Source organism: Oscillibacter sp. (assembly GCF_028693505.1).
Taxonomy (GTDB): domain Bacteria; phylum Bacillota; class Clostridia; order Oscillospirales; family Oscillospiraceae; genus Oscillibacter.
Genome location: NZ_JAQUVF010000023.1, coordinates 1 through 26342, shown reverse-complemented (window position 1 = coordinate 26342; position 26342 = coordinate 1). Strand labels below are relative to the sequence as shown.

22 protein-coding genes are annotated in these 26342 nt (G+C 57.2%); 18 read left to right on the top strand and 4 right to left on the bottom strand.

Annotated features, from left to right (window positions below):
- Window positions 1-269: 269 nt before the first annotated feature.
- The 9 genes from PHI30_RS08025 (at window position 270) to PHI30_RS07985 (ending at window position 8909) form a co-directional block, all read left to right on the top strand.
- Window positions 270-848 carry a 50S ribosomal protein L25/general stress protein Ctc gene (locus PHI30_RS08025; RefSeq protein WP_300026322.1) on the top strand — a complete coding sequence of 193 codons (579 nt, stop codon included), beginning with the start codon at window positions 270-272 and terminating at the stop codon, window positions 846-848.
- 105 nt (window positions 849-953) lie between these two features.
- Window positions 954-1739 carry a hypothetical protein gene (locus PHI30_RS08020; protein ID WP_300026319.1) on the top strand — a complete coding sequence of 262 codons (786 nt, stop codon included), beginning with the start codon at window positions 954-956 and terminating at the stop codon, window positions 1737-1739.
- A gap of 32 nt (window positions 1740-1771) precedes the next feature.
- Window positions 1772-2329 carry a DUF2179 domain-containing protein gene (locus PHI30_RS08015; protein ID WP_300026316.1) on the top strand — a complete coding sequence of 186 codons (558 nt, stop codon included), beginning with the start codon at window positions 1772-1774 and terminating at the stop codon, window positions 2327-2329.
- A gap of 187 nt (window positions 2330-2516) precedes the next feature.
- Window positions 2517-3875: an MATE family efflux transporter gene (locus PHI30_RS08010; RefSeq protein ID WP_300026314.1), complete on the top strand. Its 1359-nt coding sequence runs from the start codon at window positions 2517-2519 to the stop codon at window positions 3873-3875.
- A 208-nt stretch (window positions 3876-4083) separates the two neighbouring features.
- Window positions 4084-4524 carry an ACT domain-containing protein gene (locus tag PHI30_RS08005; RefSeq protein WP_300026312.1) on the top strand — a complete coding sequence of 147 codons (441 nt, stop codon included), beginning with the start codon at window positions 4084-4086 and terminating at the stop codon, window positions 4522-4524.
- A gap of 23 nt (window positions 4525-4547) precedes the next feature.
- Entirely contained in the window at window positions 4548-5741 is a 1194-nt protein-coding gene (locus PHI30_RS08000; protein WP_300026310.1) for a homoserine dehydrogenase, read from the top strand.
- Window positions 5742-5843: 102 nt separating this feature from the next.
- The gene (locus tag PHI30_RS07995) at window positions 5844-7055 is read left to right on the top strand and encodes an aspartate kinase (RefSeq protein ID WP_300026308.1); all 1212 of its coding nucleotides are present in this window, start codon (window positions 5844-5846) and stop codon (window positions 7053-7055) included.
- 210 nt (window positions 7056-7265) lie between these two features.
- Window positions 7266-7535 (top strand): ACT domain-containing protein, encoded by a 270-nt coding sequence (locus tag PHI30_RS07990; protein ID WP_300026304.1) that lies wholly within the window; start codon window positions 7266-7268, stop codon window positions 7533-7535.
- Window positions 7536-7550: 15 nt separating this feature from the next.
- Window positions 7551-8909 carry a PFL family protein gene (locus tag PHI30_RS07985; RefSeq protein ID WP_300026302.1) on the top strand — a complete coding sequence of 453 codons (1359 nt, stop codon included), beginning with the start codon at window positions 7551-7553 and terminating at the stop codon, window positions 8907-8909.
- Window positions 8910-8971: 62 nt separating this feature from the next.
- Here PHI30_RS07985 and PHI30_RS07980 read toward each other — a convergent pair whose 3' ends face one another.
- Window positions 8972-9538, bottom strand: coding sequence for an epoxyqueuosine reductase QueH (locus PHI30_RS07980; RefSeq protein ID WP_300026299.1), 567 nt, complete (start codon window positions 9536-9538; stop codon window positions 8972-8974).
- A 220-nt stretch (window positions 9539-9758) separates the two neighbouring features.
- Here PHI30_RS07980 and PHI30_RS07975 point away from each other — a divergent pair, with 220 nt between their 5' ends.
- The 5 genes from PHI30_RS07975 to PHI30_RS07955 all read left to right on the top strand — a co-directional run bounded on the left by PHI30_RS07975 (window position 9759) and on the right by PHI30_RS07955 (window position 17180).
- Window positions 9759-12683, top strand: coding sequence for an acyl-CoA dehydratase activase (locus tag PHI30_RS07975; protein WP_300026296.1), 2925 nt, complete (start codon window positions 9759-9761; stop codon window positions 12681-12683).
- 4 nt (window positions 12684-12687) lie between these two features.
- Complete coding sequence (locus tag PHI30_RS07970) at window positions 12688-14031, top strand: 2-hydroxyacyl-CoA dehydratase (RefSeq protein ID WP_300026294.1); 1344 nt, start codon at window positions 12688-12690, stop codon at window positions 14029-14031.
- On the top strand, window positions 14028-14606 hold the full coding sequence (locus PHI30_RS07965) for a flavodoxin family protein (RefSeq protein WP_300026291.1): 579 nt from the start codon (window positions 14028-14030) through the stop codon (window positions 14604-14606). Before PHI30_RS07970 ends, PHI30_RS07965 begins: the two co-directional genes overlap by 4 nt.
- 182 nt (window positions 14607-14788) lie before the next feature.
- Entirely contained in the window at window positions 14789-16234 is a 1446-nt protein-coding gene (locus PHI30_RS07960) for a DUF1576 domain-containing protein (RefSeq protein WP_300026289.1), read from the top strand.
- A 151-nt stretch (window positions 16235-16385) separates the two neighbouring features.
- On the top strand, window positions 16386-17180 hold the full coding sequence (locus tag PHI30_RS07955; RefSeq protein ID WP_367186357.1) for a DegV family protein: 795 nt from the start codon (window positions 16386-16388) through the stop codon (window positions 17178-17180).
- Between the two features lie 1222 nt (window positions 17181-18402).
- Here PHI30_RS07955 and PHI30_RS07950 read toward each other — a convergent pair.
- Window positions 18403-19761 carry an 8-oxoguanine deaminase gene (locus PHI30_RS07950; protein ID WP_300026287.1) on the bottom strand — a complete coding sequence of 453 codons (1359 nt, stop codon included), beginning with the start codon at window positions 19759-19761 and terminating at the stop codon, window positions 18403-18405.
- A 138-nt stretch (window positions 19762-19899) separates the two neighbouring features.
- Between PHI30_RS07950 and sdaAB the strand changes: the two genes are divergently transcribed.
- Together sdaAB and sdaAA are read left to right on the top strand one after the other, a co-directional pair.
- Window positions 19900-20568, top strand: a complete 669-nt coding sequence (sdaAB, locus tag PHI30_RS07945) for an L-serine ammonia-lyase, iron-sulfur-dependent subunit beta (RefSeq protein ID WP_300026284.1) — start codon at window positions 19900-19902, stop codon at window positions 20566-20568.
- A gap of 1 nt (window position 20569) precedes the next feature.
- A complete protein-coding gene (gene sdaAA, locus PHI30_RS07940; RefSeq protein ID WP_300026281.1) occupies window positions 20570-21448 on the top strand; it encodes an L-serine ammonia-lyase, iron-sulfur-dependent, subunit alpha in 879 nt (292 codons plus the stop codon).
- A 53-nt stretch (window positions 21449-21501) separates the two neighbouring features.
- Here the strand turns inward: sdaAA and PHI30_RS07935 are convergent, their stop codons facing one another.
- Window positions 21502-22782: a dicarboxylate/amino acid:cation symporter gene (locus tag PHI30_RS07935; protein WP_300026278.1), complete on the bottom strand. Its 1281-nt coding sequence runs from the start codon at window positions 22780-22782 to the stop codon at window positions 21502-21504.
- Between the two features lie 37 nt (window positions 22783-22819).
- Window positions 22820-23665: a diaminopimelate epimerase gene (gene dapF / locus PHI30_RS07930; RefSeq protein ID WP_300026275.1), complete on the bottom strand. Its 846-nt coding sequence runs from the start codon at window positions 23663-23665 to the stop codon at window positions 22820-22822.
- Window positions 23666-23841: 176 nt separating this feature from the next.
- Here dapF and PHI30_RS07925 point away from each other — a divergent pair, with 176 nt between their 5' ends.
- Window positions 23842-24435 carry a TetR/AcrR family transcriptional regulator gene (locus tag PHI30_RS07925; protein WP_300026272.1) on the top strand — a complete coding sequence of 198 codons (594 nt, stop codon included), beginning with the start codon at window positions 23842-23844 and terminating at the stop codon, window positions 24433-24435.
- A gap of 191 nt (window positions 24436-24626) precedes the next feature.
- Complete coding sequence (putP, locus tag PHI30_RS07920; RefSeq protein ID WP_300026270.1) at window positions 24627-26150, top strand: sodium/proline symporter PutP; 1524 nt, start codon at window positions 24627-24629, stop codon at window positions 26148-26150.
- The last annotated feature ends 192 nt before the right edge of the window (window positions 26151-26342 follow it).

Sequence of the window (26342 nt, the reverse complement as noted above, 5' to 3'; positions counted from 1 at the left end):
AGAATGTAAAATGCCCGTGGGTTATCCGGCTTGCTTTTCTTCTTTACATGTGTTATAATAAAAATAATTTAACAAAAAGAACCGTCTTTTAAGAAGGGCTTTTGGTATTGCACCCCATGGTGTTGTATGAAAAGCCCTTCTTTTTTTATTTTATTCGCTTATGCTGCCAATTTTAGTTATGCGGCTGTATAGAACAAAAACGGCAACAAATTTACGCGGTAAAATGCGTGAATTTTAGCATTTAATATTATATGCAGGAGGAGAAGGACATGGATATGATCACAGTTAAAAAACGCAATCCCGATGAAAAAACAAAGAAGCTGAGACGGGCAGGGTTTGTACCATGTGTTATTTTTGGAGGAGGCTTGCAGGAGTCCGTCTCCATCCAGGTGGAAGAGCCGATTGCACGGAAATTGGTTCGATTCAAGCGGGAGGGCAGTAAGCTCCAATTGAAGCTTGACGGCCAAACCATTCCCGTGCAAATCAAAGAAAAGGAGCTGAACACGCTAAACAACGAAATTGTTCATATCAGCTTCCAGGCGCTGCGTTCTGATCAAAAAGTAAACAGTATCATCCATATCATTCTGAAAAATTCGGATATGATTGCCGGAACGCTGGAAAGGATGCTGCTTGAAATCCCCTATGCATCTCTGCCTGCGGACATGATTGATACCGTGACGGTTGACCTTGAAGGAATGCCGGTTGGTACGGTGTTAACAGTCGCCGATGTTCCAGAATTTAAAAGCGAAAAAATTGATTTACAGGTTGATGACAGCAGCCTGATTCTGCGAATCAATGATAAGATACGCTCTGCAAAGAAGGGTGCGGCAGAAGATGCGGCGGAGTAATTCTGCAGCGTAGTATTGTGCCGAGAAAAGAAAGAGCCTGGATTGCCGCGGGGTGATCGGTCTAGGCAGGATAGGCTCTTTCTTTTATAATTTGAAAGGAGACATATGATGCAGTTGGTTGGACAGGCGGTCAAGCATAAAACGTTTGGGCCGGGGGTCATAACAGATTTTTCTAATAAAATTGTTACGATCTGCTTTTCTCAAGGAGATAAAAAATTCATTTATCCTGACGCATTTATCAGTTTTTTAACGCTCAAGGACCAGTCCGCGCAGAGTGAAATCACCGCCAAGTGGGATAGGCGTTTACAGGAAGAAAACGCGCAACAGCAACGATTGCAGGAGGAGCAGGAGCGCCGTCAGCGAATACGCACGATGAAAATCGCACCAAATTCTCAAGCGGCTTTTCACGTTGACGGAACCGCAATCGATCAGATTTTTGCGTCCGGCGCGGTGTCGTCCGGTTGTTATTTAAGCGGATCTGCAAAAGGAGAGCCGCGCATTCCAAGCCGTCTAAAGCCAAATTCAGCCTGCTTACTGACGGAATGTCCCGAAAACAGTCCTGAGCAACGCCGAATTGTAGGCGCATTTATGGTGGAAGATGATTTCTTCGGCGACCTGTGCGGAGATGGCATGGTGAAAATCCATAGCGAACACAGGCTTTATTTGCATCAGGAAAACAGTTTGATGTTCTGGAATTATTTTGACCACGGCGCAGTGATTCCCCGTTGGGGCAGCCCTGTGTTCAAATACTTTTCAAATAGCACCATGCAGCAAATTTTATTTGATGTGAAAGAATCGCTTGCCGATACCGAAGAGGGGCCTTCCGTTGATGCATTTTATGAATATTTTTGCTCAGTCAATCGCTTGCCGGAAATGAAGAGGAACGCTTAATGAACAGTTAAATTGAGGAAGGGGGTGGGTTCATGAAACTGATAGCAGAGTTTTTATCGGGGAGTTCCCCGTATGTTTATTTGTTTGTTTTTTTCGGAAAATTATTTGAAGTTGCGCTGGCCTCTCTGCGCTCTCAGCTGATACACAAGGGTCAACGGCTTCCGGGCGCAATTATGGCTCTGTTTGAATACACCTTCTGGCTTTGTATTACCGCTTCCGCGTTAACCGGATTTGCAAATGATCCCATTAAAATTATCATTCTTATCGCTGCTTTTTCAATCGGAAATGTTTTGGGATCGGTGATTGAAGAAAAAATGGCCTTGGGATATTGCTCTGTTACAGGTTTATTTGTGGAGAAAAATGACGCATTGCAGGCGGCTGTTCTTTTGCGGGAGCAGGGGCACGCACTCACATTAATTCCCGCGGAGGGAATACACGGCGCGGAACGAATCGCTATTTTAACGACCGCTAAGCGAAAAAACGTTGCCCATATCAAAGAAATACTGTTTTCTGTCGATCCGGAGGTTTTTCTCACTGTTCAGGTAACCCAGCAAGTAAAGGGCGCCACACTGGCACAAAATCGGAAGTGAGAATCAAGAATCAGCAGGAAGTTGACAAACCTGCCGCTATCTCGTATACTATAAAAAAATCGAATCAAAGGAAGCATGGTTTCGCCGGATTCCATGCTGACGGCAAGCGTCTGAGTTTTGTACCATAGGCCATGGGGTACAAAACATCAGGCGCTTTTATTTTGTGCGACTTGACAGGAGAATGACCATGGAAAAGCAACTGCAAACAGACCGTAGCCTGCGGCGGCAATTCATCCGCTATGTCCCCCTCAACGTGCTGGGGATGCTGGCGCTGTCCTGCTACATTTTGGCGGACACATTTTTTGTGGCCAACGGCGTGGGGGCGGACGGGCTGACGGCGCTGAATCTGGTGATGCCCGTTTACAGCTTCATCAGCGGACTGGGGCTGCTGTTTGGGATGGGCGGCGCGACCAAATATGCCATCTACCACGGCGCGAACCGGCCGGAACAGGCAAAGCAATGCTTCACGCTGACCATGCTGCTGTGCATCGGTACAGGAATCCTCGTCATGCTGCTGGGCACCTTCTTTGCCGGGGACATTTGCACGCTGCTGGGGGCGGACAGCTCCATTGCCCCGCTTGCCAAGAACTATCTCCAAACCATCATGCTGTTCGCCGCTGCATTTATCACCAACAATGCGCTGGTGTGCTTTGTGCGCAATGACGGCGCACCCCATCTTTCCATGCTGGCAATGGTGACCGGCAGCCTGAGCAACGTGATTCTGGACTACCTCTTCATCTTTCCCATGGGGCTTGGGATGTTCGGCGCGGCCATCGCCACCTGTATGGCGCCGCTCATTGGACTGGCGACCCTTTCCGTTCATCTGTTTTCCCGCAAAAGCGGCCTGCGCCCTGCAAAAGGCGGCGTTGGGCTGCGACGCATCGGGAAAATCGTTTCCATCGGTTTTTCCGCCTTTGTCACCGAGTTCTCCACCGGCCTTGTGATGCTAATTTTTAATTTCCTCATTCTGGGTCTTGCGGGAAATACCGGCGTTGCGGCCTATGGCGTCATCGCCAATCTGAACCTGTTTGCGGTGGCAATTTTTGCCGGGATTTCGGAGGGCGTGCAGCCGCTTATCAGCAAGGCATACGGCCGGGGCGATCAGTATGCGCTGGGCAAGGTGTTCCGCTGGGCGGTCCTCTTTGCGGCGGTCATTGGAATCGTGCTATATCTGATTGTGCTTCTCTTTGCCGGGCCCTTGGCGCTGGCCTTCAACCGGGACGCAAACCCCATGTTGACGCAGCTGGCCACCGAAGGAATGCGCCTTTATTTCCCGCTGCTGCTGCTCTCCGGCATTAATATTGTGACCGCGTCTTTCTTTGCCTCCATTTCCAAGGCGGGGGCTTCGTTCCTGATTTGCAGCCTGCGGGCGTTTGTGCTGATTACCGTTCTTGCCTTTTCGCTATCCCGGCTGTTCGGTATGACAGGCGTTTGGGTGACCATGCCCTGCACTGAGCTGATTACATTCCTCGTCAGCCTTGTGCTGCTCCGGAAAAATCGAAACAGGGAAGAGGCTTTACCGCAGCCGGGGAAGCAATCCGGCTGATGCGCCTGAAGCAGCCTGGCGGCGGGAGCCATGGGCACGTGCTGCTTTTGCGGCCCGTATTTGTCAATGTGCCTACGCAATGCAAGATTTTTCGTAAAAGTTTCCCTGTTTTCTATAAAAAAACTTTGCCGTTTTTCATTGCACCGTCACCAAAATTATGGTACGATGGACCGCATATAAGGACAAATGACCGCAGGAGGTGGACGAAGTGGCAAAGACCATTAAATACTACATTGTGGCGGCAGAAGCGCTGCCGGAGATTTTCATTAAGGTGGCGGAGGCCAAGCGCATGATGCAAACCGGCGAGGTGGATACCGTGGGAGCAGCTACCCGGCTTGCAGGGATTAGCCGCAGCGCGTTTTATAAGTATAAGGATTCCGTGCAGCCCTTCAACGACATGAAGTCGGAGCATATTATCACGTTTTATACCATGCTGAGGGATACCTCCGGCGTACTCAGCCGGGTGCTTTCCGTGTTTGCGGCCTCCGGCGCCAACATCCTCACCATCAACCAGAGCATCCCTACCAACGGCTGCGCGGCGGTGACCATTTCCGCAGAGACCAGCGATATGGAGGAGTCTTTGGAACAGCTGCTTTCCGACGTGTCCGGACTGGACGGCGTGGTGCGGTTTGAGATACTGGCGGGCTGAGCGTCCGGAGAGGGAGAACAAGCATGATACAGATCGCAGTGATGGGTCTTGGCACGGTGGGAACCGGCGTTGTCAAGGTGGTGGCGGAAAACGCCAGACAGATTGAGCACAAGCTGGGCGAGGCCCTGCAAGTAAAAACGATTTTGGTGCGCCGGTTTAAAGACGGCCCCTACCGCCAGCTGATGACCGACGACTTCCAAAAGATCGAGGAGGACGACGCCATCCGCGTGGTGGTGGAGACCATCGGCGGCGTGGGGGCGGCCTACGAATACACAAAGCGCGCGCTGCTTGCGGGCAAGCATGTGGTGACCGCCAACAAACAACTGGTGGCGGAGCGGGGCTGTGAGCTGTTGGAGCTGGCGAAAAAGAAAAACGTCAGCTACCTGTTCGAGGCCAGCGTGGGCGGCGGTATTCCGGTCCTCCACCCGCTGACCCAGTGCATGGCGGCGAACCGGATCGACGAGATCTACGGCATTTTAAATGGGACGACCAATTATATCCTCACCCGCATGGTCCGCACGGGCGCGTTCTTTTCCGACGCCCTGCGGGAGGCGCAGGCCAAGGGGTACGCGGAGGCGGACCCGACTGCCGATGTGGAGGGGATCGATGCCGGCCGCAAGACCTGCATTCTGGCAGATTTGGCCTTTGGCCATCAGGTGGACCCCGCCGCAGTCCCCATGGAGGGAATCTCCAAGCTGTCCCTGCGGGACGTGAAAATTGCCCAGCGGGCGGGATACCGCGTTAAATTGCTGGGCCGCGCGGTCCGGCTGCCCGGCGGAGGGCGGACGGCCTATGTTGCGCCGCACCTGATTGCCGAGGAAAACCCCATGGCCAATGTGGAGGACGTGTTCAACGCCGTCATGATCCGCGGAAATGCCACCGGGGACGTGATGTTTTACGGGCGGGGCGCCGGAGAGCTGCCCACCGCCTCCGCCTGCGTGGCGGATGTAATGGAATGTTTGCAGGCAAGTCCCCGCAGAGAGGAGATCGGCTGGTCGGCTGAGAGCGACGGGTTTGAAAATCCGCTGGAGCTGCATACCCGGTATTACTTTCGCATTGAGGGCAGCCTCACCGACGCGGCCATGGCCTTCGGGCAGGTGGAGGTTTTGAGCGAGGACGGCGAGACCGCCTTTTTGACGGACCGGATCAGCGGCGAGGATGCGCGGGCACAATCCCGCTTTTTAAATGTGCTCTCCTGCATTCGGGTGCTTGCGTGATTCCCAAACCCATCCCGTTTTGCGTATGATGGGGAAGAGAGCGTCCGGCCCGGGCGGGGCCCAAGCCGGAAAAATCCAATCTGAAGCAAAGAAGGAAACACTATGAGTTTGATCGTACAAAAATTCGGCGGCAGTTCCGTGCGGGATGCCAAGCACATGCGGAACGTGGCCGGAATTATTGCAGAGACCTATCTGGAGGGCAACGACGTCATTGTGGTGCTCTCCGCCCAGGGAGATACCACCGACGACCTCATCACCAAAGCGGAGGAGATCAATCCCCACGCTTCCAAGCGGGAGATGGATATGCTGCTATCCACCGGCGAACAGATTTCCGTGTCCCTCTGCGCCATGGCGCTGGAGGCCATGGGCCTTCCGTGCGTGTCGCTTGCAGCATGGCAGGTGGGCATCCAGTCCACCAACGTCCATTCCGACGCCCGCATCAAAAAAATCGATTCTGAGCGTATTCAGGCGGAGCTGGACCAGCACCGCATCGTCATCGTCACCGGCTTTCAGGGTGTGGACCGGCAGGGCGATGTGACCACCCTTGGCCGCGGCGGCTCCGATACCAGCGCGGTGGCACTGGCGGCCGCCTTCCGGGCGGATTTGTGCCGCATCTACACCGATGTGGACGGCGTGTACACCACCGATCCCCGCATGGTGCCAAGCGCCCGCAAGCTGGAGGAGATTACTTACGACGAGATGCTGGAGCTGGCGTCTCAGGGAGCGCAGGTGCTTCATAACCGCAGCGTGGAGCTGGCAAAGAAGTTCAGAGTGAAACTGGAGGTTTTGTCCAGTTTGGAACGCAAGCCCGGCACGAAAATTAAGGAGGTTACAAAAGTGGAGAAAACGAATATTGCCGGCGTCGCAAAGGACACCAGCATTGCCCGCATCGCCCTGATCGGTTTGCGGCACAATCCCGGCGTGGCGTTTCAGGTCTTTGACCTTTTGAGTAAGCACAACATCAATGTAGACGTGATTTTGCAGTCCATCGGGCGTCAGGACAGCAAGGATATTACCTTTACCGTGCATAAAAAGGATCTGGAGGATACGGAGCAGATTCTGGAAGAGCACAAGGAAGCGCTGAAATTCGACCATATCGAAGCCGACGACGACATCGGCAAGGTTTCCATCGTGGGCGCGGGGCTGATGAGCAACTGCGGCGTGGCCGCCAAGATGTTCGAGGCGCTGTACGAAGCGGGCATCAATATTCAGATGATCAACACCTCCGAGATCCGTGTGTCCGTCCTGCTGGACGAAGAGGACGTGAACCGCGCCGTGAAGGCCATCCACGCCAAGTTTTTTGACGAGGTCTGACAGGGCATATCAGATTCTACCAGCGCAAAAGAGTCCGGAGGACGCACTTCCAGCCGGAGGTGCGTCCTTTTATATTTGCACAACGGACGCAATCGTGCTAAAATAGCCGCATAAGCGGGCAGCGTGAACCAATTTTCTAAGCGCCGCAGGACCATATTTTAGAAGAAAGCGTGTACAACTGTACACAGCTGTTTTTTGAGGAGGAAACTTATGAACGCCATCGTTACCGTCGTGGGTCAGGACCGGGTTGGCATCATTGCCGCCATCTGCAACAAACTGGCCACCTTCAACGTCAACATTCTGGATATCTCCCAGACGATCCTGCAAGGCTCCTTTACCATGGTCATGGCCGTGGATGTGAGCGAGGCCACCGCATCCTTTGGGGAAGTGGGCGAGGCGCTTGCGGAGCTGGGCACGGGGATGGGACTTTCCATCCGCATTCAGCGGCAGGAAATTTTCAACGCCATGCACACGCTTTGAGGAGGGGAGGCAGTTATGCTCAATCAAAAGGACATTCTCTCCACCATTGAGATGATCGACCAGCAGCATCTGGATATCCGCACCATCACCATGGGGATTTCGCTGCTCTCCTGCTGCGATCCAAGCGCGGACCGGGCCTGCGGGAAGATTTACGACAAGATCACCCGCTACGCGGAAAAACTGGTCAGGACGGGGGAGGAGATCGAGCAGGAATTCGGCATCCCCATCGTCAATAAACGCATTTCCGTCACTCCCATGGCGCTGGTAGCCGGCGCCAGTGAGACGGAGGATTATGTGCCCTTTGCCATGGCGCTGGACTGGGCGGCCAAGACCTGCGGCGTAAACTTTATCGGCGGCTATTCCGCGCTGGTGCAAAAGGGCATGACCGCGGCGGACGAGAAGCTGATCCGCTCCATCCCCGAGGCGCTGGCCCGGACGGAGCTGGTGTGCTCTTCCATCAATGTGGGTTCCACCAAGGCGGGCATCAACATGGACGCGGTGGCCCTGATGGGTCGCATCGTCAAAGAGACCGCCAAGGCCACCGAGGCGCAGGACGGTCTTGGCTGCGCGAAGCTGGTGGTGTTTTGCAACGCGGTGGAGGACAATCCCTTTATGGCTGGCGCTTTCCACGGCGTGGGCGAGGCGGAGAAGGTCATCAACGTGGGTGTTTCCGGCCCCGGCGTGGTGTATCACGCATTGCAGGCGGTAAAGGGGCAGAGCTTTGACGTGGTGGCGGAGACGGTGAAAAAGACGGCTTTCCGGATCACCCGTATGGGTCAACTGGTGGCACAGGAGGCCAGCCGCCGGCTGGACACGCCCTTTGGCATCGTAGACCTCTCTCTGGCGCCCACGCCTGCCGTGGGAGACAGCGTGGCCCGGATTCTGGAGGAAATGGGTCTGGAGACCTGCGGGACCCACGGCACCACCGCGGCGCTGGCGCTTTTGAACGACGCTGTGAAAAAGGGCGGCGTGATGGCTTCTTCCAGCGTGGGCGGCCTTTCCGGGGCCTTCATTCCCGTCAGCGAGGACGAGGGCATGATTGCCGCCGCCAAGGCGGGGACGCTGTGTCTGGACAAGCTGGAGGCCATGACCTGCGTTTGCTCCGTGGGACTGGACATGATCGCGGTCCCCGGCGACACCCCGGCGGAGACCATCGCCGCCATCATTGCGGACGAGGCGGCCATCGGCATGGTCAACTGCAAGACCACCGCCGTCCGACTGCTGCCCGCGCCGGGTAAGACCGTGGGCGGCACCATCGAAATGGGCGGACTGCTGGGCAGCGCGCCGGTGATGCCGGTGCACCCGGAGTCCAGCGCGGCGTTTATCGCAAGAGGCGGCCGCATTCCGGCCCCGCTCCACAGCCTGAAAAACTGAAGAAACGGTCGTTCCCGCTTGAAAAGGGAACGACCGTTTTTGATTCGGGAAAGGCGCTGCGCTTAAGGTTCCGCAAACCGGGCCTTGTCCCGGTCGATCTTCTTTTGATACCGGTCCGCCTCGGAAAATACGCACCCGCAGTATTTTTGCATGTAAAAACCTTCCTCCCGGGCGCGCTGATTTCCGGTGTGGAAATTGGGGCGAAAGTCCCGGTATAAAAACTCCACGCCGTACTGGGTTGCATACCGCTGCGCCGCCGCCACGATTTTTTCGTGGTCTTGATAGATGCTGGCAAGCAGAGTGGTGGTGAAGGCGGGGAAGCCGTGCTGGGCCGCGTACTGCGCCGCGCCCTCGATGCGATGCTCGTAACAGTAGGCGCAGCGGTGGTCGATATCCTCTGCCACGTGCTCCACAAATGGCCTGAGACCGTATTCCTCCCGCACCCGCACCTCCATGCCGATGGTGGGCGCATAGTCTATTAGACAGTCCCGGCGGGCCTGATACTCCGTCCAGGGATGGATATTGGGGTTATACCAAAAAGCCACCGGCTCGATCCCCTCCGCGCGCAGCGGGTCGATGCAGCTCAGCGAGCAGGGCGCGCAGCAGCAGTGCAGCAAGACAGTATCCATGAGGGCTCTTCCTTTCGCTTCTGAATGGGACAAGTATAGCATAGAATCAGAGAAAGGCAAGCCCTGCACTGCTAAGCTTTTTAACAGTTTCTTTACAAGCTTTTGGAACTTTGACAATTGCGCGGGTTTCCAAAAGAGAGTATGATATCTTCTAATGTGGTATCCTGCGGTTTGCGCATTTTGGAATAGCGTAACCGTTTTCCTGAAGGAGGCAATTGCTTTGAAAGTGGGACTTGACGTGGGGTCCACCACCATAAAATGTGCGGTGATGGACGACACGGGCAATATTTTATATAGTACATACGAACGGCACTTCAGTCATATTTTGGAAAAGGCAGAAGAACTGCTGCTCCGCGTGGCGAAGCAGTATGTGCCCAATGGCCGGGCTGAACTGGCGATTTCCGGGTCTGCCGGCATGGGCATGGCGGAGTGCGTGGATGTGCCCTTTGTGCAGGAGGTGTTTGCCACCCGCGTGGCGGCGGAAGCTCTGGCACCGGGGACGGACGCCATCATTGAGCTGGGAGGCGAGGACGCCAAAATCCTGTTTCTCACCAATGGGATCGAGGTCCGGATGAATGGCTCCTGCGCCGGCGGCACCGGCGCTTTCATTGACCAGATGGCAACGCTTTTGAAGATGGGCGCCGACGAGATGGACGCTGCCGCGCAAAGAGCGGAAAAGACCTATACCATCGCCTCCCGCTGCGGCGTGTTCGCCAAAAGCGACATCCAGCCCCTTATGAATCAGGGGGCCAGAGCGGAGGACATTGCCGCCAGCATCTATCAGGCGGTGGTGAATCAGACCATTGCGGGCCTCGCCCAGGGACGGCCCATCAAGGGCCGCGTTCTCTATTTGGGCGGGCCGCTGACCTTTTCCCGGGTTCTGCGGGAGAGCTTTGACCGCACGCTGGGCATTGCCGGGTCCTGCCCGGAAAACAGTTTGCTGTTCGTGGCTCTGGGCGCGGCGTTTTATGCGGACAAAGCCTTTGACCTGCGGGAGGTAGCGGGCCGGATCCGCGCCCACGGCGTTTCCGAGACGTATCGCAGCCAGCCGCCGCTGTTTGCGGACGAGGCGGCGTATCAGGCGTTTCGCACCCGTCACGCAAAGGCTGCGGTGCCGCAGGTCCCCTTTGGCGCGGACTATGCCGCGCCGGTGCATATCGGCATCGATTCCGGCTCCACCACGGTGAAGCTGGCGGTCATCGATCAGGAGTGCCGCATCCTCTTTACAGACTATCGGCCAAACCTTGGAAATCCCGTGCCGCTGATTCGGGAGACGCTGCAAAAACTCTACGAGGAACACCCGGCATTGCAGGTGGCCTCCGTCACCACCACGGGCTACGGGGAGGATTTGACGAAAGAAGCCTTTCATGCCGATTACAGTGTGGTGGAGACTGTGGCGCACTTTACCGCCGCCAGGAATTTCCTCCCAAACGTCGATTTCATCATCGACATCGGCGGTCAGGACATGAAGTGCTTTCAAATCGCGGACGGGGCCATTTCCAACATCTTTCTCAACGAAGCGTGTTCCTCCGGCTGCGGAAGCTTTTTGCAGACCTTTGCCCAGGCGCTGGGCTATGACGTGAAGGAATTTGCCCGGCTGGGGCTGTTCGCGGACCGCCCGGTGGACCTTGGCAGCCGCTGCACGGTGTTCATGAATTCCAGCGTGAAGCAGGCGCAAAAGGACGGCGCGTCCATTGAAAATATTTCCGCGGGCCTTTCCATTTCCGTGGTGAAAAACGCCATTTACAAGGTGATCCGCGCGGCCTCCCCCGAAGAACTGGGGCGAAATATCGTGGTGCAGGGCGGCACATTTTATAACGAGGCGGTCCTGCGGGCCTTTGAAAAGGAAATGGGCGTGGAGGTCATCCGGCCCGACATTGCGGGGCTGATGGGCGCTTACGGCGCTGCGCTGTACGGGAAAAACAAGGCCGACGCCGGGCAAAAGAGCACGCTGCTCTCGCAGGAGGCGCTGGCGGCGTTTCGTCAGGAGACGCGGAGCGAGACGTGCGGGCGGTGCGGCAACAACTGCCTTTTGACCATCAACACCTTCACCGACGGCGCCACCTTCGTCAGCGGAAACCGCTGCGAGCGTCCGGTCACCGGCAAGGCGGACGACGGAGAGAGAAATCTCTACGCCTACAAGCGAAAACTGATTCTAAGCTACAAGCCGGTACCCGGGCGGCGGGGAAAGATCGGGCTGCCGCTGTGCCTGAATTTCTGGGAGCTGCTGCCCTTCTGGCACACGTTCTTTACAAAGCTGGGCTTCGCCGTTTACCACAGCCCCCTCTCCAGCCGGGACCTTTACCTGAAGGGGCAGGGCACGATCCCCAGCGACACCGCCTGCTTCCCGGCAAAATTGGCCCACGGGCACATTGAGGCTCTTTCCAAGCTGGGGCTGGACGCCGTTTTTTACCCCTGCATGACCTACAACATCGACGAGGGTCTGGGGGATAACCATTATAACTGCCCCGTGGTGGCCTACTATCCGGAGGTCATCGCCGGCAACTGCCCAGAGGTCCGCGAGACCCAATTCATCTATGATTATGTGGGCCTTCACCGGCCCAAGGATTTTTCAAAAAAAATGTACGCGCTGCTGCAAAAGTATTTCTGCGGTATCACCCGGGGGGAGGTGCGAGAGGCAGCGGACGCGGCGTACGCCGCGTATGCCAATCACATGGCCCTCATCCGGAAGGAGGGGGCGCGCATCATCGACTGTGCGCGAGCGGAGGGCCGCCGCATCATCGTTCTGGCGGGGCGGCCCTACCACGCGGACCCGGAGGTCAATCACGGCATCGACACCCTGATCACCCAATTCGGCGCGGCGGTGGTGACCGAGGACGCTGTTTCCGGCCGGGTAGACCGCTTTCCCACCTCGGTTTTGAATCAGTGGACCTATCACGCCCGGCTGTACGCGGCGGCAAAATACTGCTGCTCTCAGCCGGATATGGATCTGGTGCAGCTGATTTCCTTTGGCTGCGGGGTGGACGCCATCACCTCCGATGAGACGCGGGAAATTTTGCAGGCGGGCGGCAAGCTGTACACCCAGCTGAAAATCGACGAGATCACCAATCTGGGCGCGGTGCGGATCCGCCTGCGGAGCCTGTTCGCCGCGCTGGAGGAACAGAAACAAAAAAGGGAGGCATGACGGGATGGATCAGGAATTGATGCACTATCCACATTTTACATCTGAGATGAAAAAGACCCATACGATCCTGATTCCAAACATGGCTCCCGTGCAGTTTCGGATGCTGGCGGCAGTCATGGAACAGGACGGGTTCCACTGTGAGCTGCTGCAAAACTGCGGCAGTCAGGTTTGTGAGCTGGGTCTCAAATACGTACATAACGACACCTGCTATCCGGCCCTGCTGGTCATCGGCCAGTTTTTGGACGCGCTGGATTCCGGAAAGTACGATCTGGACCATACCGCCCTCATCATTACGCAAACCGGCGGCGGCTGCCGGGCTTCCAACTACATTCACCTGCTGCGAAAGGCACTGGTGAAGGCAGGGTATCCCCAGGTGCCGGTGATGAGCATGAACTTCTCGGGATTGGAAAAAGACTCCGGATTTCCCATGACGCTGCCTTTCCTCCGCAAGCTGCTCTCCGTCCTCTACTACGGGGACCTGCTGGTGACCTTGAAGGCGCAGACCGCGCCTTATGAAATGAAAAAGGGCGCGGCAGAAGCCTTGCAGCAGACCTGGCTGGACACCATCTGCGGTTGGATCGGGCAAAATCGGGGCTTTTCCAGCCGGGAGGTAAAGGCGGCCATGGAAAAAATGGCGGAAGAGTTTGCCGCCATTCCCGTTCGCCGCGTACCAAAGGTGAAAGTGGGCGTGGTGGGCGAGATCTATGTGAAATACTCGCCGCTGGGCAATAACGATCTGGAAAAATTTCTGGCCTCTCAGGACTGCGAGGTGAATTTGCCGGGGCTGATGGGCTTTTTGCAGTATTGCATCTACAATCCCTCGGAAACGGCCCGGCTATATGGCGGGACCTTCGTTGAAAAGCATATTTCCGACGTGCTTCTCGGCTTTTTGGAGAAGATGGAGTCGGAGATGATCGGTGTTTTAAAAAGGAATGGGTTTCACGCCCCGCTGCCCTTCCGGGAGCTGGTGAAGCTGACCGAAGGCGTCATTTCCACCGGCGACAAGATGGGGGAGGGGTGGCTCCTCACCGCGGAGATGATCGAGCTGGTCCGGGCGGGCTATGAGAACATCGTCTGCGCACAGCCCTTTGGCTGCCTTCCCAACCATATTTGCGGCAAGGGCATGATTAACCGCATTCGGGAACTCTATCCCCAGTCCAACATCACGCCCATCGACTATGACCCCAGCGCCACCCGCGTCAATCAGGAAAACCGCATCAAGCTGATGCTGGCGGTAGCCCGGGAACGTTTGCAGCCTCCTCCACCCTCCGGCGTTCCGGAGTACCGGGAACCGGTCTCGCAGCCGCTGGGCGGCCGGATGGCGGTGAGAAAGGGAGCGCTGACATGAAGGCATGCGTGCTGATGGGCAGCCCCCGGAAAACGGGGAACACCGCGGCGCTGCTGAGACCCTTTTGCGAGGAGCTGACCTTCGGCGGCGCGGAGGTGGAAGTGTTCTGGCTCTATGAAATGAACATCCATCCCTGTGTGGCCTGCCGCAGCTGTCAGCGGGACTGGACCGCTTTTGGCTGCCGTCAGGAGGACGACGGGCAGGCACTGTTTGACCGGGTGCGGGAGAGCGATCTCATCGTACTGGCGACACCGATTTATGGGTGGTATTGCACGGCGCCCATGAAGGCGCTACTGGACCGGCTGGTGTACGGCATGAACAAATATTACGGGCAGGAGCGGGGGCCGTCGCTGTGGGCGGGGAAGGCCATGGCGCTTTTGGAGACCTGCGGCTATCCGACGGAGAAGGGCTGCGACCTCTTTGAGGAGGGAATGCGGCGCTATTGCAGACACTCCGCCCTGCGCTATCTCGGCAGTCACGCTGAGCGGCACCTGAGCTACGACGTTCCGTTTCTGGATGCGGAGAAAGAGACGCGGACGCGGTCGTTTGCGCAAAAGCTTTTGGAAAATGTCTGAAGGAGGAGGGCACGTTGACGGGCCCTCCTCCTTTTGCGTGGGTTTGCGGCAGGAAGGGTGCGGAAAAAGAAAGGCGCCTTTTTAAAAAGCTGCGTTTTCCGGAAATCAGGAAAGAAAAACGAAAATTCTTTGTTGCCTGTAAGGCATAGGGAATGTATAATGAAAAAAGAATAGAATTTTTCGTGGAAAAGGAGGGATGCTTTGTGCAATCCCATGCGCGTTATGGGGAGATCTTTCCCGCCACCCTCGTCTTTTCCGCAGGGCTGATTTTTCTCGGATTTGTGATGGACACGCCGGAAAACATTCTTGTGGGTCTCTATCGGATCGTAACGATGCAGGATCTGCTGATTACCGACTATGCGTATATCGGGGGCGTGGGCGCGGCGCTGGTCAACGCCGGGATCGTGACGGCTATTTCCATTTGCATCATCAAGCTTTCCGGGGACCCGTTCAACGGCTTTACCATTGTGGAAATGGGCTTGATGGCCGGCTTTTCGCTGTTTGGAAAGAACTGCTTTAACATCTGGCCCATCATTCTGGGCACGTGGCTCTACTCCAAATATCAGCGGGAGCCGTTTGCCAAGTACGCCTCCGTTGCGCTGCTGGCCACCGCGCTGGCGCCCATGGTCAGCTATATGGCGCTGGGCAGTATCCATGCAAGCTTGCCGCTGGGCCTTGTGACGGGCATCATCATCGGCTTTCTCCTGCCTTCGCTCTCAGCGTATACATACCGAATCCAAAACGGTATGAACCTTTACAATATGGGGTTTGCCTGCGGGCTGTTTGCCATGATGGTGGTTCCCATCCTGACGGCGTTTGGCGACAAACCGGACTCCGCGCTTTACTGGGCCACGGAGTACAACGGCGTGTTTATCATCGTGGTGAGCGTTCTTTGCGTCTCCATGATGCTGATCGGCTTTTACGGAACCGGCGTACCGCTCTGGGCTGTTTGGGCCGGGTATCGCCGTCTGCTCTCCACAACGGGCCGCGCGCCCAGCGACTACCTGCGTATGTTCGGCGCCGGGCCGGTGCTGGTGAATATCGGCATCAATGGCATCCTTGGGATCGCCTATGTTTTAATTGTAGGCGGGGAACTGAATGGTCCCACGGTGGGCGGTATCTTCACGATCATGGGCTTTTCCGCCTTCGGCAAGCACGCGCTCAACATCATTCCTGTAATGGCGGGCGTGACCCTTGGCGCCTATGGGATGCACTATACGCCGGACTACCCGGCGCTTCAGCTGGCGGGACTGTTCGGTACCACGCTGGCGCCCATCGCCGGACACTTCGGCTGGCCGTTTGGGATTCTGGCAGGGTTTATCCACTCTGCGCTGGTGCTGCAAACCGGTGGGCCTGTGGCAGGCTTGAATCTCTATAACAACGGTTTTTCCGGCGGATTGATCGCCATTGTGCTCTATCCCACCATCACCGCCATCTTCAAGCATCGCCGTCCGGTGCTGCGGGACGAGGATTACTACGACCTGTTTGAGGAGAATACCCCAATCGACACCTCCTTCTGGCGCACCCACCGCAGCGAAGCTGACCACGAGCACATGGCGGATGCGGCCGGCAACAGGAACACGCCGAGAATGCCGGATGATGAACCGGCAGAGAGCGAGAAAAATTGAATACCTGCCCGCGGAGGAACCGGGGGCTGAAGATGAAAAAGAGCCGTCTCCGGCTCTTTTTCATCTTCAGTTTGGACAGGGCTTGCAGTTTTTGCGCATTTGTGGGATAATCTACGCAGTGCGTTAAAATCTGATTAGAGTTGGAGAGACGATGATGCATCCAAAAAAGATAGCATTGCTGACAGATTCCTGCGCGGATCTAACGCCGCTTTTGGCGGCGGAAAATCATATTTATACGGTCCCTCTGCGAATCCTCTGCGCGGACGGCGAGTATGCCGACGGCGTGAATATTCGCGGCGCGGACATTTATGAAAGACTTCGGGCGGGGGAGCTGCCCCAGACCTCGCTGCCTGCCGGAGACGACATTGGCCGGGCCATTCAAAGCATTGCGGTGGAGGGCTATGACGGCGTGATTGCGGTCATGCTTTCCAGCGGACTTTCCGGCACATATAATCTGGTCCGTCTGATTGCGGAGGAGTGCCGCGGGCGGCTGGCAGTGCACGTGTTCGATTCCCTCAGCGGTTCTTTGGGACAGGGACTTACCGTGCTCCAGCTGGCGGAGGATATCCGCAGCGGCATGGACTGGGAGGAGCTGACGCAGCGCCGGGTGCCGCAGCTGATCGAGAGCACCTCTCCGTTCTTTTCCGTGGATACGCTGGAATATCTGCAAAAGGGCGGGCGCATCGGAAAGGTGACCGCCACCGCCGGAACGCTGCTGCGGCGGCGTCAAAGGCGTCGGCGTCCGCGGAGCGCTGGGCCTGCAAAATGGCGGCAAGGTCCCCTCGGTAGGGCTCGCCGGGAACCGTCAGATAGAGGTGCATCACGGCTGCGTCCCGGGATTCCTGATCCGTGCCGACGGCGACCTGCGTCACAGCGTCCTTTATGGGCGTCCACCAGTCGAAGCCGTATTCATACCGCCCCAGCACGCCCCAGGTATCCGGGGTGAAGGCGGATAGACGCTCCAAAAACAACGGAATCGTGGGATCGTCCGGGTCTGAAAAATCCAGACCTGCGCCGGTGTGGCTGTGGAGCGCGGCGCGCATGGCGGCGTTCAGTTCAAAGTATTCGGTGTCCGGACCGTCGGTGACAGCAAGGCTCTCGGCGGTGACGGTCTCATCGTTGTACCAGCCGCCGGTGCGGACAAAATCCAGCGCCGCGCCAAGGGGCGTCAGCAAATCGGTCCGCTCGCCGGCGTCGCACTGGGCCTGCAAATCCGCGTAGTGCTCCGCCGCCGAGGAGCCCACGTTTGGAAACGCGTAGTACACCTCTCCGCCCACGTCGTAAAACCGCTCCACGCACCAGATGCCGCCCTCGCCCTGCGCGGCGGGCTGGGAGAGCACCAGCGTCTGCCACATCCGTTTGTCGCCGTCGAAGTCGTAGTAATTGTAATACTTCACGTAGGCGTGGTCACCGTCGTAGGTAAAGCTGCGATCATAGAAGGTGCTGTCGTCATAGGGCGTGAGACCGTTGCGCTCCGTGAAATCCGCCATGACCTGATCGCCCAGCGCGCCCAGTTCCTCCCAAGCTTTCCACTCCGCGCTCTGCTGGTCAATCACGTTGTCGGCACGGTAGAACTGCACGTCGGTGGCGTTGGTCTGGGCGTAGTAGTTTCCCGCGTTGTCCCGGGCGAAGGGATGGACGCCACCGTAATCGTTCACCAGATGCTGCTCGTAAGCCGCCTGATCCAGCCGGGCGATGCCGAACAGGAACCCAACGCCTTCACTTCTGCCATAGTCCGCTTCAAAGGCGTCCAGACTGGCCTTTTCGTAAACGTCCAGCAGCGGCACGCCCCAAGGACGCTCCGTCCTGCCGCTGAGCTTTACCACCAACTTGCCTTCGTACTGCGCGGGAATGGCGGCCTCCAGACCGCCACAGTCGTAAAGCGTCTCCTCCGGCTGCGTCTGGGCTGGCGGCGTCTCCTCCGGCGCAGCCGGGGCGGGGGCGGCGCAGCCGACTGTTACGGCTAAAAGCAGCGCTGCTGTGAGAGCCAGCGCCCGTTTTTGCATCATGCAGATCCCTTCTTTCATCGTTTACGCTGATTGTAAGCGCAGCGAGCGGGGAATGCGTAACGGAACAGTTTCAATTTATGACAATTCTAACGGATGTCAGTGTGTCCCGGCGGACCTAACCCATTGCTGCGGTCCGCCGACGGCGCATCTTCTTGCGTGTCAGCTTTTTTCGAGGTAGGTCTTCCAACATGCCCGGGCCTGCGCCGCAACACGCGCTTCCTCCACGTTGACAAGCGCTCCGTCCCGGACCACCAGCTTTCCGTTGACCACCGTATGGTCCACGCTGCCCCGCAGTCCCACGGTGGCCAGCACGTCGGCGGGGCTACACGCGCCGCCCACCAGCTCCAAACGCCGGGAATCCACCAAAAAGAAATCCGCGCACTTGCCGATCGCCAGAGAACCGATGTCGCTGCGGCCCAGCAGCCGGGCGCTGCCCCGGGTGGCCATTTTCAGCACCTGATAGCCAGACGGCGCGTCCTTGCTGGAGTGGAGCCGGTGAAGCAGATAGCACACCCGCAGCTCCTCCATCAAAGACGAGCCGTCGTTGGAGGCGGAGCCATCCACCGCCAGCCCCACGGGGACGCCCAGCTTCAGCATTTCCGGGATGCGGGCGACGCCGGAGGAGAGCTTCATGTTGGAGATGGGGCAGTGGGCGACGCCGGTCCCGGTCCGGGCAAGCTCCCGCAGCTCTTCATCATTAAAATGGATGCCGTGGGCATACCACACGTCCGGCCCGGTCCAGCCCAGAGAGGCCATGAATTCCAGCGGACGGACGCCGTGATGTGAAAGCATATACTGCTCTTCATCCTGCGTTTCGCAAAGATGGGTGTGAAGCCGGACGCCGTATTGCCGGGCGAGCAGGGCGCTTTGACGCAAAAGCTCCGCACTGACGGAAAACGGGGAGCAGGGAGCCAGCGCCACCTGCCGCATGGACCCGGGGCGGGGGTCGTGATAGGTCTCGATGACCCGGGCAGAGTCCCGCATGATCTCGTCCACGGTCTGGACCACGCTGTCCGGCGGCAGACCGCCGTCCTTCCGGCTTAAGTCCATGCTGCCCCGGGAGGCCACCATGCGGATGCCCAGCTCCTCCGCGGCGGCAAACTGCGCGCCGATCAAATCTCCGCAGCCCTGCGGAAATACGTAATGGTGGTCAAAGCAGGTGGTGCAGCCGTGCTTGAGCAGCTCCCCCATGCCGGTGAGGGAGGAAAGACGCACCACGGACGTATCCAGCCCCTTCCAGATTTCATACAGGGCGGTGAGCCAGTCGAACAGCTCCAGATTCTGCACCTGCGGCAGATTGCGGGAAAAGACCTGATAGAGATGGTGGTGCGTGTTGACAAGCCCCGGGTAACACCAGAGGTTCGTGGCGTCCAGCGTCAAGTCGGCTTGCCGGGCCAGAGCGGGGCCGATGGCGCGAATAAAACCGTCCTCACAGTAGAGGTCCACATGGCGGAGAATCCGGTCTCCTTCGTCGCAGGTGACCAGCGTATCAATGTTTTTCAGCAGTAGAGTGGACATGGCGAACCCTCCTTTTCTGCTCCTAGTATACGAAAAAAAAGAAAGATGGTCAACCTTTGCAAAAAGGGCTTGTGAAAGATAAAATAATGTGATATTGTCTTTCACAGAAGAACAAAACAAGCGGGAGGTGCGTATACAATGCTGGATATTTTTGATATTTTGGGACCGGTCATGGTAGGACCTTCCAGTTCCCATACAGCCGGAGCGGTGCGGATCGGCCGGATGGCCCGGACATTGCTTGGCAAGCCGCCGGTGAAGGCGGAGATCGGGCTGTACGGCTCCTTCGCGGAGACGGGGCAGGGGCACGGCACGGACCGGGCGCTGGTGGCGGGACTGCTGGGGCTGCGTCCGGACAATCTGGATATCCCTCGCAGCTTTGATCTGGCGGCGGAGCGGGGACTGTCCTTTTCCTTCTACACAGCCAGACTGCGGGAGGCGCATCCCAACACGGCCGTATTGACGGTGGAGGATGCCGACGGCGGAAAACTTGTGATGCAGGCGGCCTCCACGGGCGGCGGACGGATTCGGGTGGACAAGCTCAACGGCGTGGATGTGAGCTTCACGGGCGGCTTCAATACGCTGATTATCCGCCATCTGGACATTGAAGGCGAGGTGGCGGAGGTCACGCGGGAGCTTTCCAACGCCAAGATCAACATTGCCAATATGAACCTTTGCCGCTCCCGCCGGGGCGGCGATGCGCTGATGGTCATTGAGACGGATCAACGGGTCCCCCCTGTGGTGCGGATACTGATTAAAGAATTGAAGGATATCCGGGATATTACGTATTACGAAAAGGAGGGAGACTGAGATGGCGCTGGATTCCATGGAAGAGATCTTTGAAAAGATCGAAAGAGAGAAGAAGCCTTTCTGGAAAGTGGTTCAGGACACGGACATAGAGGAACGCCAGGTGACGGCGGAGGCCTCCAAAGAGAAAATGCAGGCAACCTGGAAGGCGATGCTGGAGTCTGTGGAGACGTATCAGGGCCAGCGCCGTTCCCTTAGCGGACTGGTGGGCGGCGACGGAGAGAGAATGCGCGCCTATGCGGCCAAGGGGGAGACCCTGTGCGGGGAATATCTGCAAGAGGTCATTACCACGGCGCTGTGCGTGGGGGAGTCCAACGCCTGCATGCGGAAAATTGTGGCGGCGCCTACCGCCGGCGCCTGCGGCGTGCTGCCTGCGGTGCTGGTTCCGCTCTATCAGGCGGGGCGCGCGGATGAGGAGGAAATCCTCAAGGCGCTGTATGTCTCCGCAGGCATCGGCGCGGTGGTGAGCTATCGCGCCTGCATTGCGGGCGCGTCCGGCGGCTGTCAGGCGGAGATCGGCACGGCTTCCGCCATGGCGGCAGGAGCGCTGACGGCGCTGCGGGGCGGAGACGCGCAAAAGATCGGCCATGCGGTGGCCATGGCACTGAAAAACCTGATGGGGCTGATCTGCGATCCCGTGGCGGGACTGGTGGAAGTGCCCTGCGTCAAACGAAACGTGGTGGGCGCGGTCAACGCCGTCAGCTGCGCGGATATGGCCTTGGCGGGCATCACCAGCCGGGTGCCGGTGGATCAGGTCATCGACTGCATGGGAGATGTGGGCGGCCGGCTGCCGGTGGAATTCCGGGAGACGGCGCTGGGCGGTCTTGCCGCCACGCCGTTTGGCCAGAGCGTCAAGGAAGAGATGCAGAAAAAAAGGACCTGAAAAACAAAAAAGCCCTGCTCCATCGGAGCAGGGCTTTTTTGAGCGAAAACAGGTTATTTCTTGGCGGCGACTGCCTTTTGCAGCCAGTCCTTGCCGTCCACAAACCGGGAGACGATGTAGCTGACCACATAGTCGCCGGCGGAGTTGATCATGGTCGCCGGGGGATCTACCAGATTGCCGATGGTCACCAGAATGGGGAAGGCCAGCTCCATGTGGTCCGCGAAGAAGATGGAGCAGATGATGTACTCGCCGATGTAGCCGCCGCCGGGAACACCGGACATGCCCACAGAGGACAGCACCGCCACCAGAATCACCTTAATCAGCATATCCGCGCCGCCAAAGTCCATTCCGAACACGCCGAACACGAAGGCAATCTTCAAAACGCAGGAGAAGCAGGACCCATCCATATGCATGGTGGCGCCAAGGGGGAGCACCATGTCGGAAACATCCTTGGAAATACCGGTGGCCTGCGCTTCTTCCATGTTGGTGGGGATGGTGGCCACGGAGGAGCAGGTGCCGAGCGAGACGACGGCGGGCTTTGCAATGTGCTGGAACATGGTCTTGATCGCGCCCTTGCCACCGCCGAACCACGCGAACAGGGGGAAGGCCGTGAAAATGTAGATGAAGCACAGCGGATAGTAGACCACCAGCGCCCGGACGTAGTTTGCCGCGATTTGAGAGCCATAGGTGGCTACCAGATCGGCAAAGAAGCCGAAGAAGGCGATGGGGGCATAGTAGGTGATGATCTTCACGAAGCGCAGCATCACATTGGAAAGGTCCTCCAGAAACTTTCCAACCAGGGTTTCCTTGCCGCCGTTGAGGTTCACCGCAAAGCCGAATAGCAGGGAAAAGACGATCAGGGGCAGCATGGCCCGGCGGGAGAGCAGTCCCACAAAGTCCTCTGCGGTGAAGAAGTTCACGATCATGGTGGCAAGCGAGGCGTGCTCACCGATCTCCTCCGCGGGAATCTCCGCCCAGGGAATCAATACAGGGGGAAACATCTTCATCAGGAAATACATGATGACGGCGGCGATGGCGCCGGTGATCACAAAGGTGGCAACGGTGACGCCCATAATTTTACCGGCGCGCTTGCGGCTTTCCATATTGGCGACGGCGCTGGAAATGGATGCGAACACCATGGGCACCACGATGCAGAACATCATGTTGATGAACACGGAGCCCAGCGGCTTCAAAACGGTGGCGCCTGCGCTGATGAGGTTGCCGTCGGCGTCCTTTACAATGGGAAAGAACCACCCTACGACAGCGCCAAGGACCATGGAACCCAGCATGATGGCCAAAAACACATAGTTTTTGGCGACGGATTTCTTCTCCATAACTTTCTCCTCCTCGGTTTTTTACACACTTACAAATCTATTTTGCAGGAGCAAGGTCCTCATCCGTGACCTCTCCCTTACAAACAATGTTCGTGGGCCCTGCCAGATAAAGATCGGTGATCTGCGAATTTTCACGCACCGCGTCGATCACCAGCTGCCCGCCCGTCATGTCCACCCGGACGCCCTGCCCGCTGACCTTGCCCTGCAAGGTCAAAACGGCCACCAGAGACCCGGTCCCGGTGCCGCAGGCGTAGGTGAAGTCCTCCACGCCCCGTTCAAAGGTCCGCTCGTATACGGCATCCTCTCCGACGATTTCATAAAAGTTGACGTTGGCGCCCTTCGGAAAGGCACTGTGGCGGCGAATTTTCCGTCCCAGCTCCCGCAGCTCGTTTTCATCCGCGTCTTTGAGACCATGATAGGGGATCACCGCATGGGGAAGTCCGGGATTTCCAAGCTCCACGTAGGAGCAGGCGTACCGCACGCCGTCCACCTCCACCGGGCAGTCCAACCGAATCAATGAGGGGTCGTTGAGCCGGATGCGATACAAGCGGCGGTCAATGCGCCGTCCCGTCACGATGCCGGCGGTGGTTTCCACGGTCTGCGTGTCCTTGGCCAGACCGGTTTCGTAACCGTAGCGGCAAATGCACCGGGCGCCGTTGCCGCACATCTCGCCCATGCTGCCGTCGGAATTGAAAAACAGCATTTTGTAATCGCCGCCCTGGGTGGGAGCGTCCACCACCATCAGCCCGTCGGCGCCAATGGAAAGATGCCGCTCACACAAGACCTGCGCAATGTGCGGAAAACGCTCCGCGCGCAGGTGTTCTTCCAGATTGTTCAGCACAATAAAATCGTTGCCGGCGCCGTTCATTTTCCAGAATTTCAAAAGCCGTTCCTCCTCTTACCTTATTTTTGCACCATTATAACAGCACGGAACATCAAAAGCTACTGGAGAAGGTGCTAAAAAACATGCAAATCATGCGAAAGAAGGAGGAGCATGGACTTGCATTGTACATTTTAAATAGGTATGATAGGCCCAGAGAAAAAATGGGAGGTGCGGATATGCCGAGAAAGAACGCCAGAAATACGAAGGGACGCATCATTTCCGCAGCTTGGAAGCTCTTTTACGAGCAGGGCTACGAAGATACCACCGTGGAGGATATCGTTTTTGAGTCGGAGACCTCCAAGGGGTCGTTCTATCATTACTTTGACGGCAAGGACGCGCTTCTGGGGACGCTTGCCTATGTCTTTGACGAGAAATACGAACAGCTGCGTCAGGAGATGGACCGCTCCATGAGCGCCATGGAGCAGCTCATCTACCTCAACCATGAGCTTTTTGCCATGATTGACGGGGGAATTTCCATCGACCTGTTGGCGCGTCTCCTCGCCACTCAGCTTCTGGCCAAAGGGGAAAAGCACCTGCTGGACCACAACCGCATCTATTTCAAGCTGCTGCGTCAAATCATTTCGGAGGGGCAGGGAAGCGGACAGGTGCGTAAGGACCGCACCGTCAACGAGATCGTCAAGGCCTACGCCCTGTGGGAGCGGGCGCTGCTGTACGACTGGTGCTTATCTGGCGGGGAGTACTCCCTTGTTGCCTATACAGACAGCGTAACGCCCATGTTTTTGAGAACCTATCAGGCGCGTGAGGAGTAGAATGATTTTATTTTGTTTTTTATCCTATTTGATTTCTAAAAAACGTACAGTCTGAAACAGCTGTAAATAAAAAGAATATTTAACTTATACAGAACAAAGTATAGAATGAATTCTATACTTTGTTCTGTATTTCATTCTGCCTTTAAGTATGATATGATACTTCCCATTGAATTGCAAAAGGAGAGAGAATCATGACAAGTGCACAGGTTTGTATTTTGCTGGCCATTGCCGTATATCTGGCTGCAATGCTGGGTGTGGGCATCTGGTTTGCAAAAAAGAACAATTCCGTAGACGATTTTTATCTGGGCGGACGAAAGCTGGGACCTTTCGTCACCGCCATGAGCGCGGAGGCGTCCGACATGAGCAGCTGGCTGCTGATGGGCCTTCCGGGCGTGGCCTATGTCACGGGCCTTGCGGAGGCGGGCTGGACCGCCATCGGTCTGGCGGTGGGCACCTACCTCAACTGGCTCATCGTGGCCCGGCGGATTCGCCGCTACTCCACGCGGCTGGACGCGATCACGGTCCCCCAGTTCTTTTCCAAGCGCTGGGGCGACGAAAAGAACCTGCTCGCTGCCATTGCCGCGGTCATTATCATCGTGTTTTTTGTGCCGTACACCGCTTCCGGCTTCTCCGCCTGCGGCAAACTGTTCCATACCTTATTTGGAATTGATTATGTGACGGCGATGCTGGTTTCCGCGGCGGTCATTGTGATCTATACCGTGATGGGCGGCTTTTTGGCGGCGTCCTTTACGGATCTGATCCAATCCATGATTATGACAGTGGCGCTGGTTGTAGTGCTGGGATTTGGCGTCACCAAGGCCGGCGGTATGGATGCGGTTTTGACCAACGCCCAGTCGCTGGCGGGCTATTTGTCCATGGTGAACATTCACGACCCGGCTACCGGCGGGTCCAATCCGTACAGCTTCCTGACCATTTGTTCGCTGCTGGCCTGGGGCCTTGGGTATTTTGGAATGCCCCATATTCTGTTGCGCTTTATGGCCATCGGTGAGGAGAAGAAGCTTTCCCTCAGCCGCCGTGTGGCGACGACGTGGGTGGTCATTTCCATGTGCGTGGCCATCTTCATCGGCGTCGTCGGCAACGGCATGACAAAGGCGGGCACGCTGGAGCAGCTGGCGGATGCGGAGACCATCATTGTTCGCCTTGCCAGCTTCATCAGCGAGCACGGCATGTTTGCCGCTTTGCTGGCGGGCGTGATTCTGGCGGGAATTTTGGCGGCTACCATGTCCACCGCGGACTCTCAGCTGCTGGCGGCATCTTCCTCCGTTTCCCAGAATCTCGCGGTTGAGTTTTTTAAAATGAATATCACGGGAAAGAAGAGCATGCTGCTCGCCCGCAGCGTCATGGTGGGGATCTCTCTGGTGGCCGCTTTCCTGGCGCGCAACCCCAACAGTTCGGTATTCCGTGTGGTCTCCTTTGCGTGGGCGGGATTTGGCGCGGCTTTTGGCCCCGTCGTATTGTTCGGCCTGTTCTGGAAGCGTTCCAATCAATGGGGCGCACTGGCGGGCATGGTGTCCGGCGGCGTGATGGTATTCGTCTGGAAGTATCTGATCGCCCCCATGGGCGGCGCGTGGGGCATCTATGAGCTGCTGCCCGCGTTTATCGTAGCGTGTGTCGCAATCGTGACGGTGAGTCTGCTCACTGCAAAACCCGACGCGGAAATTGAACGGGTCTTTGACGAAGTGAAAGCTATGTAAGAAGCAGAATGTGTGGCCGCCTTTTTTCAAAAAAGCAAAATTAAGGGTTGACAAATGGAATGGGGTCTGGTATTCTAACTAAGCTGTCCGCGAGAAACACTGGTTGGCCGGAACTGATTTTGAAAAGATTCAAAAAAACAGTTGACAAGCGAACGAAAGTGTGGTAACCTTAAAAAGTTGCTGAGCGGCACA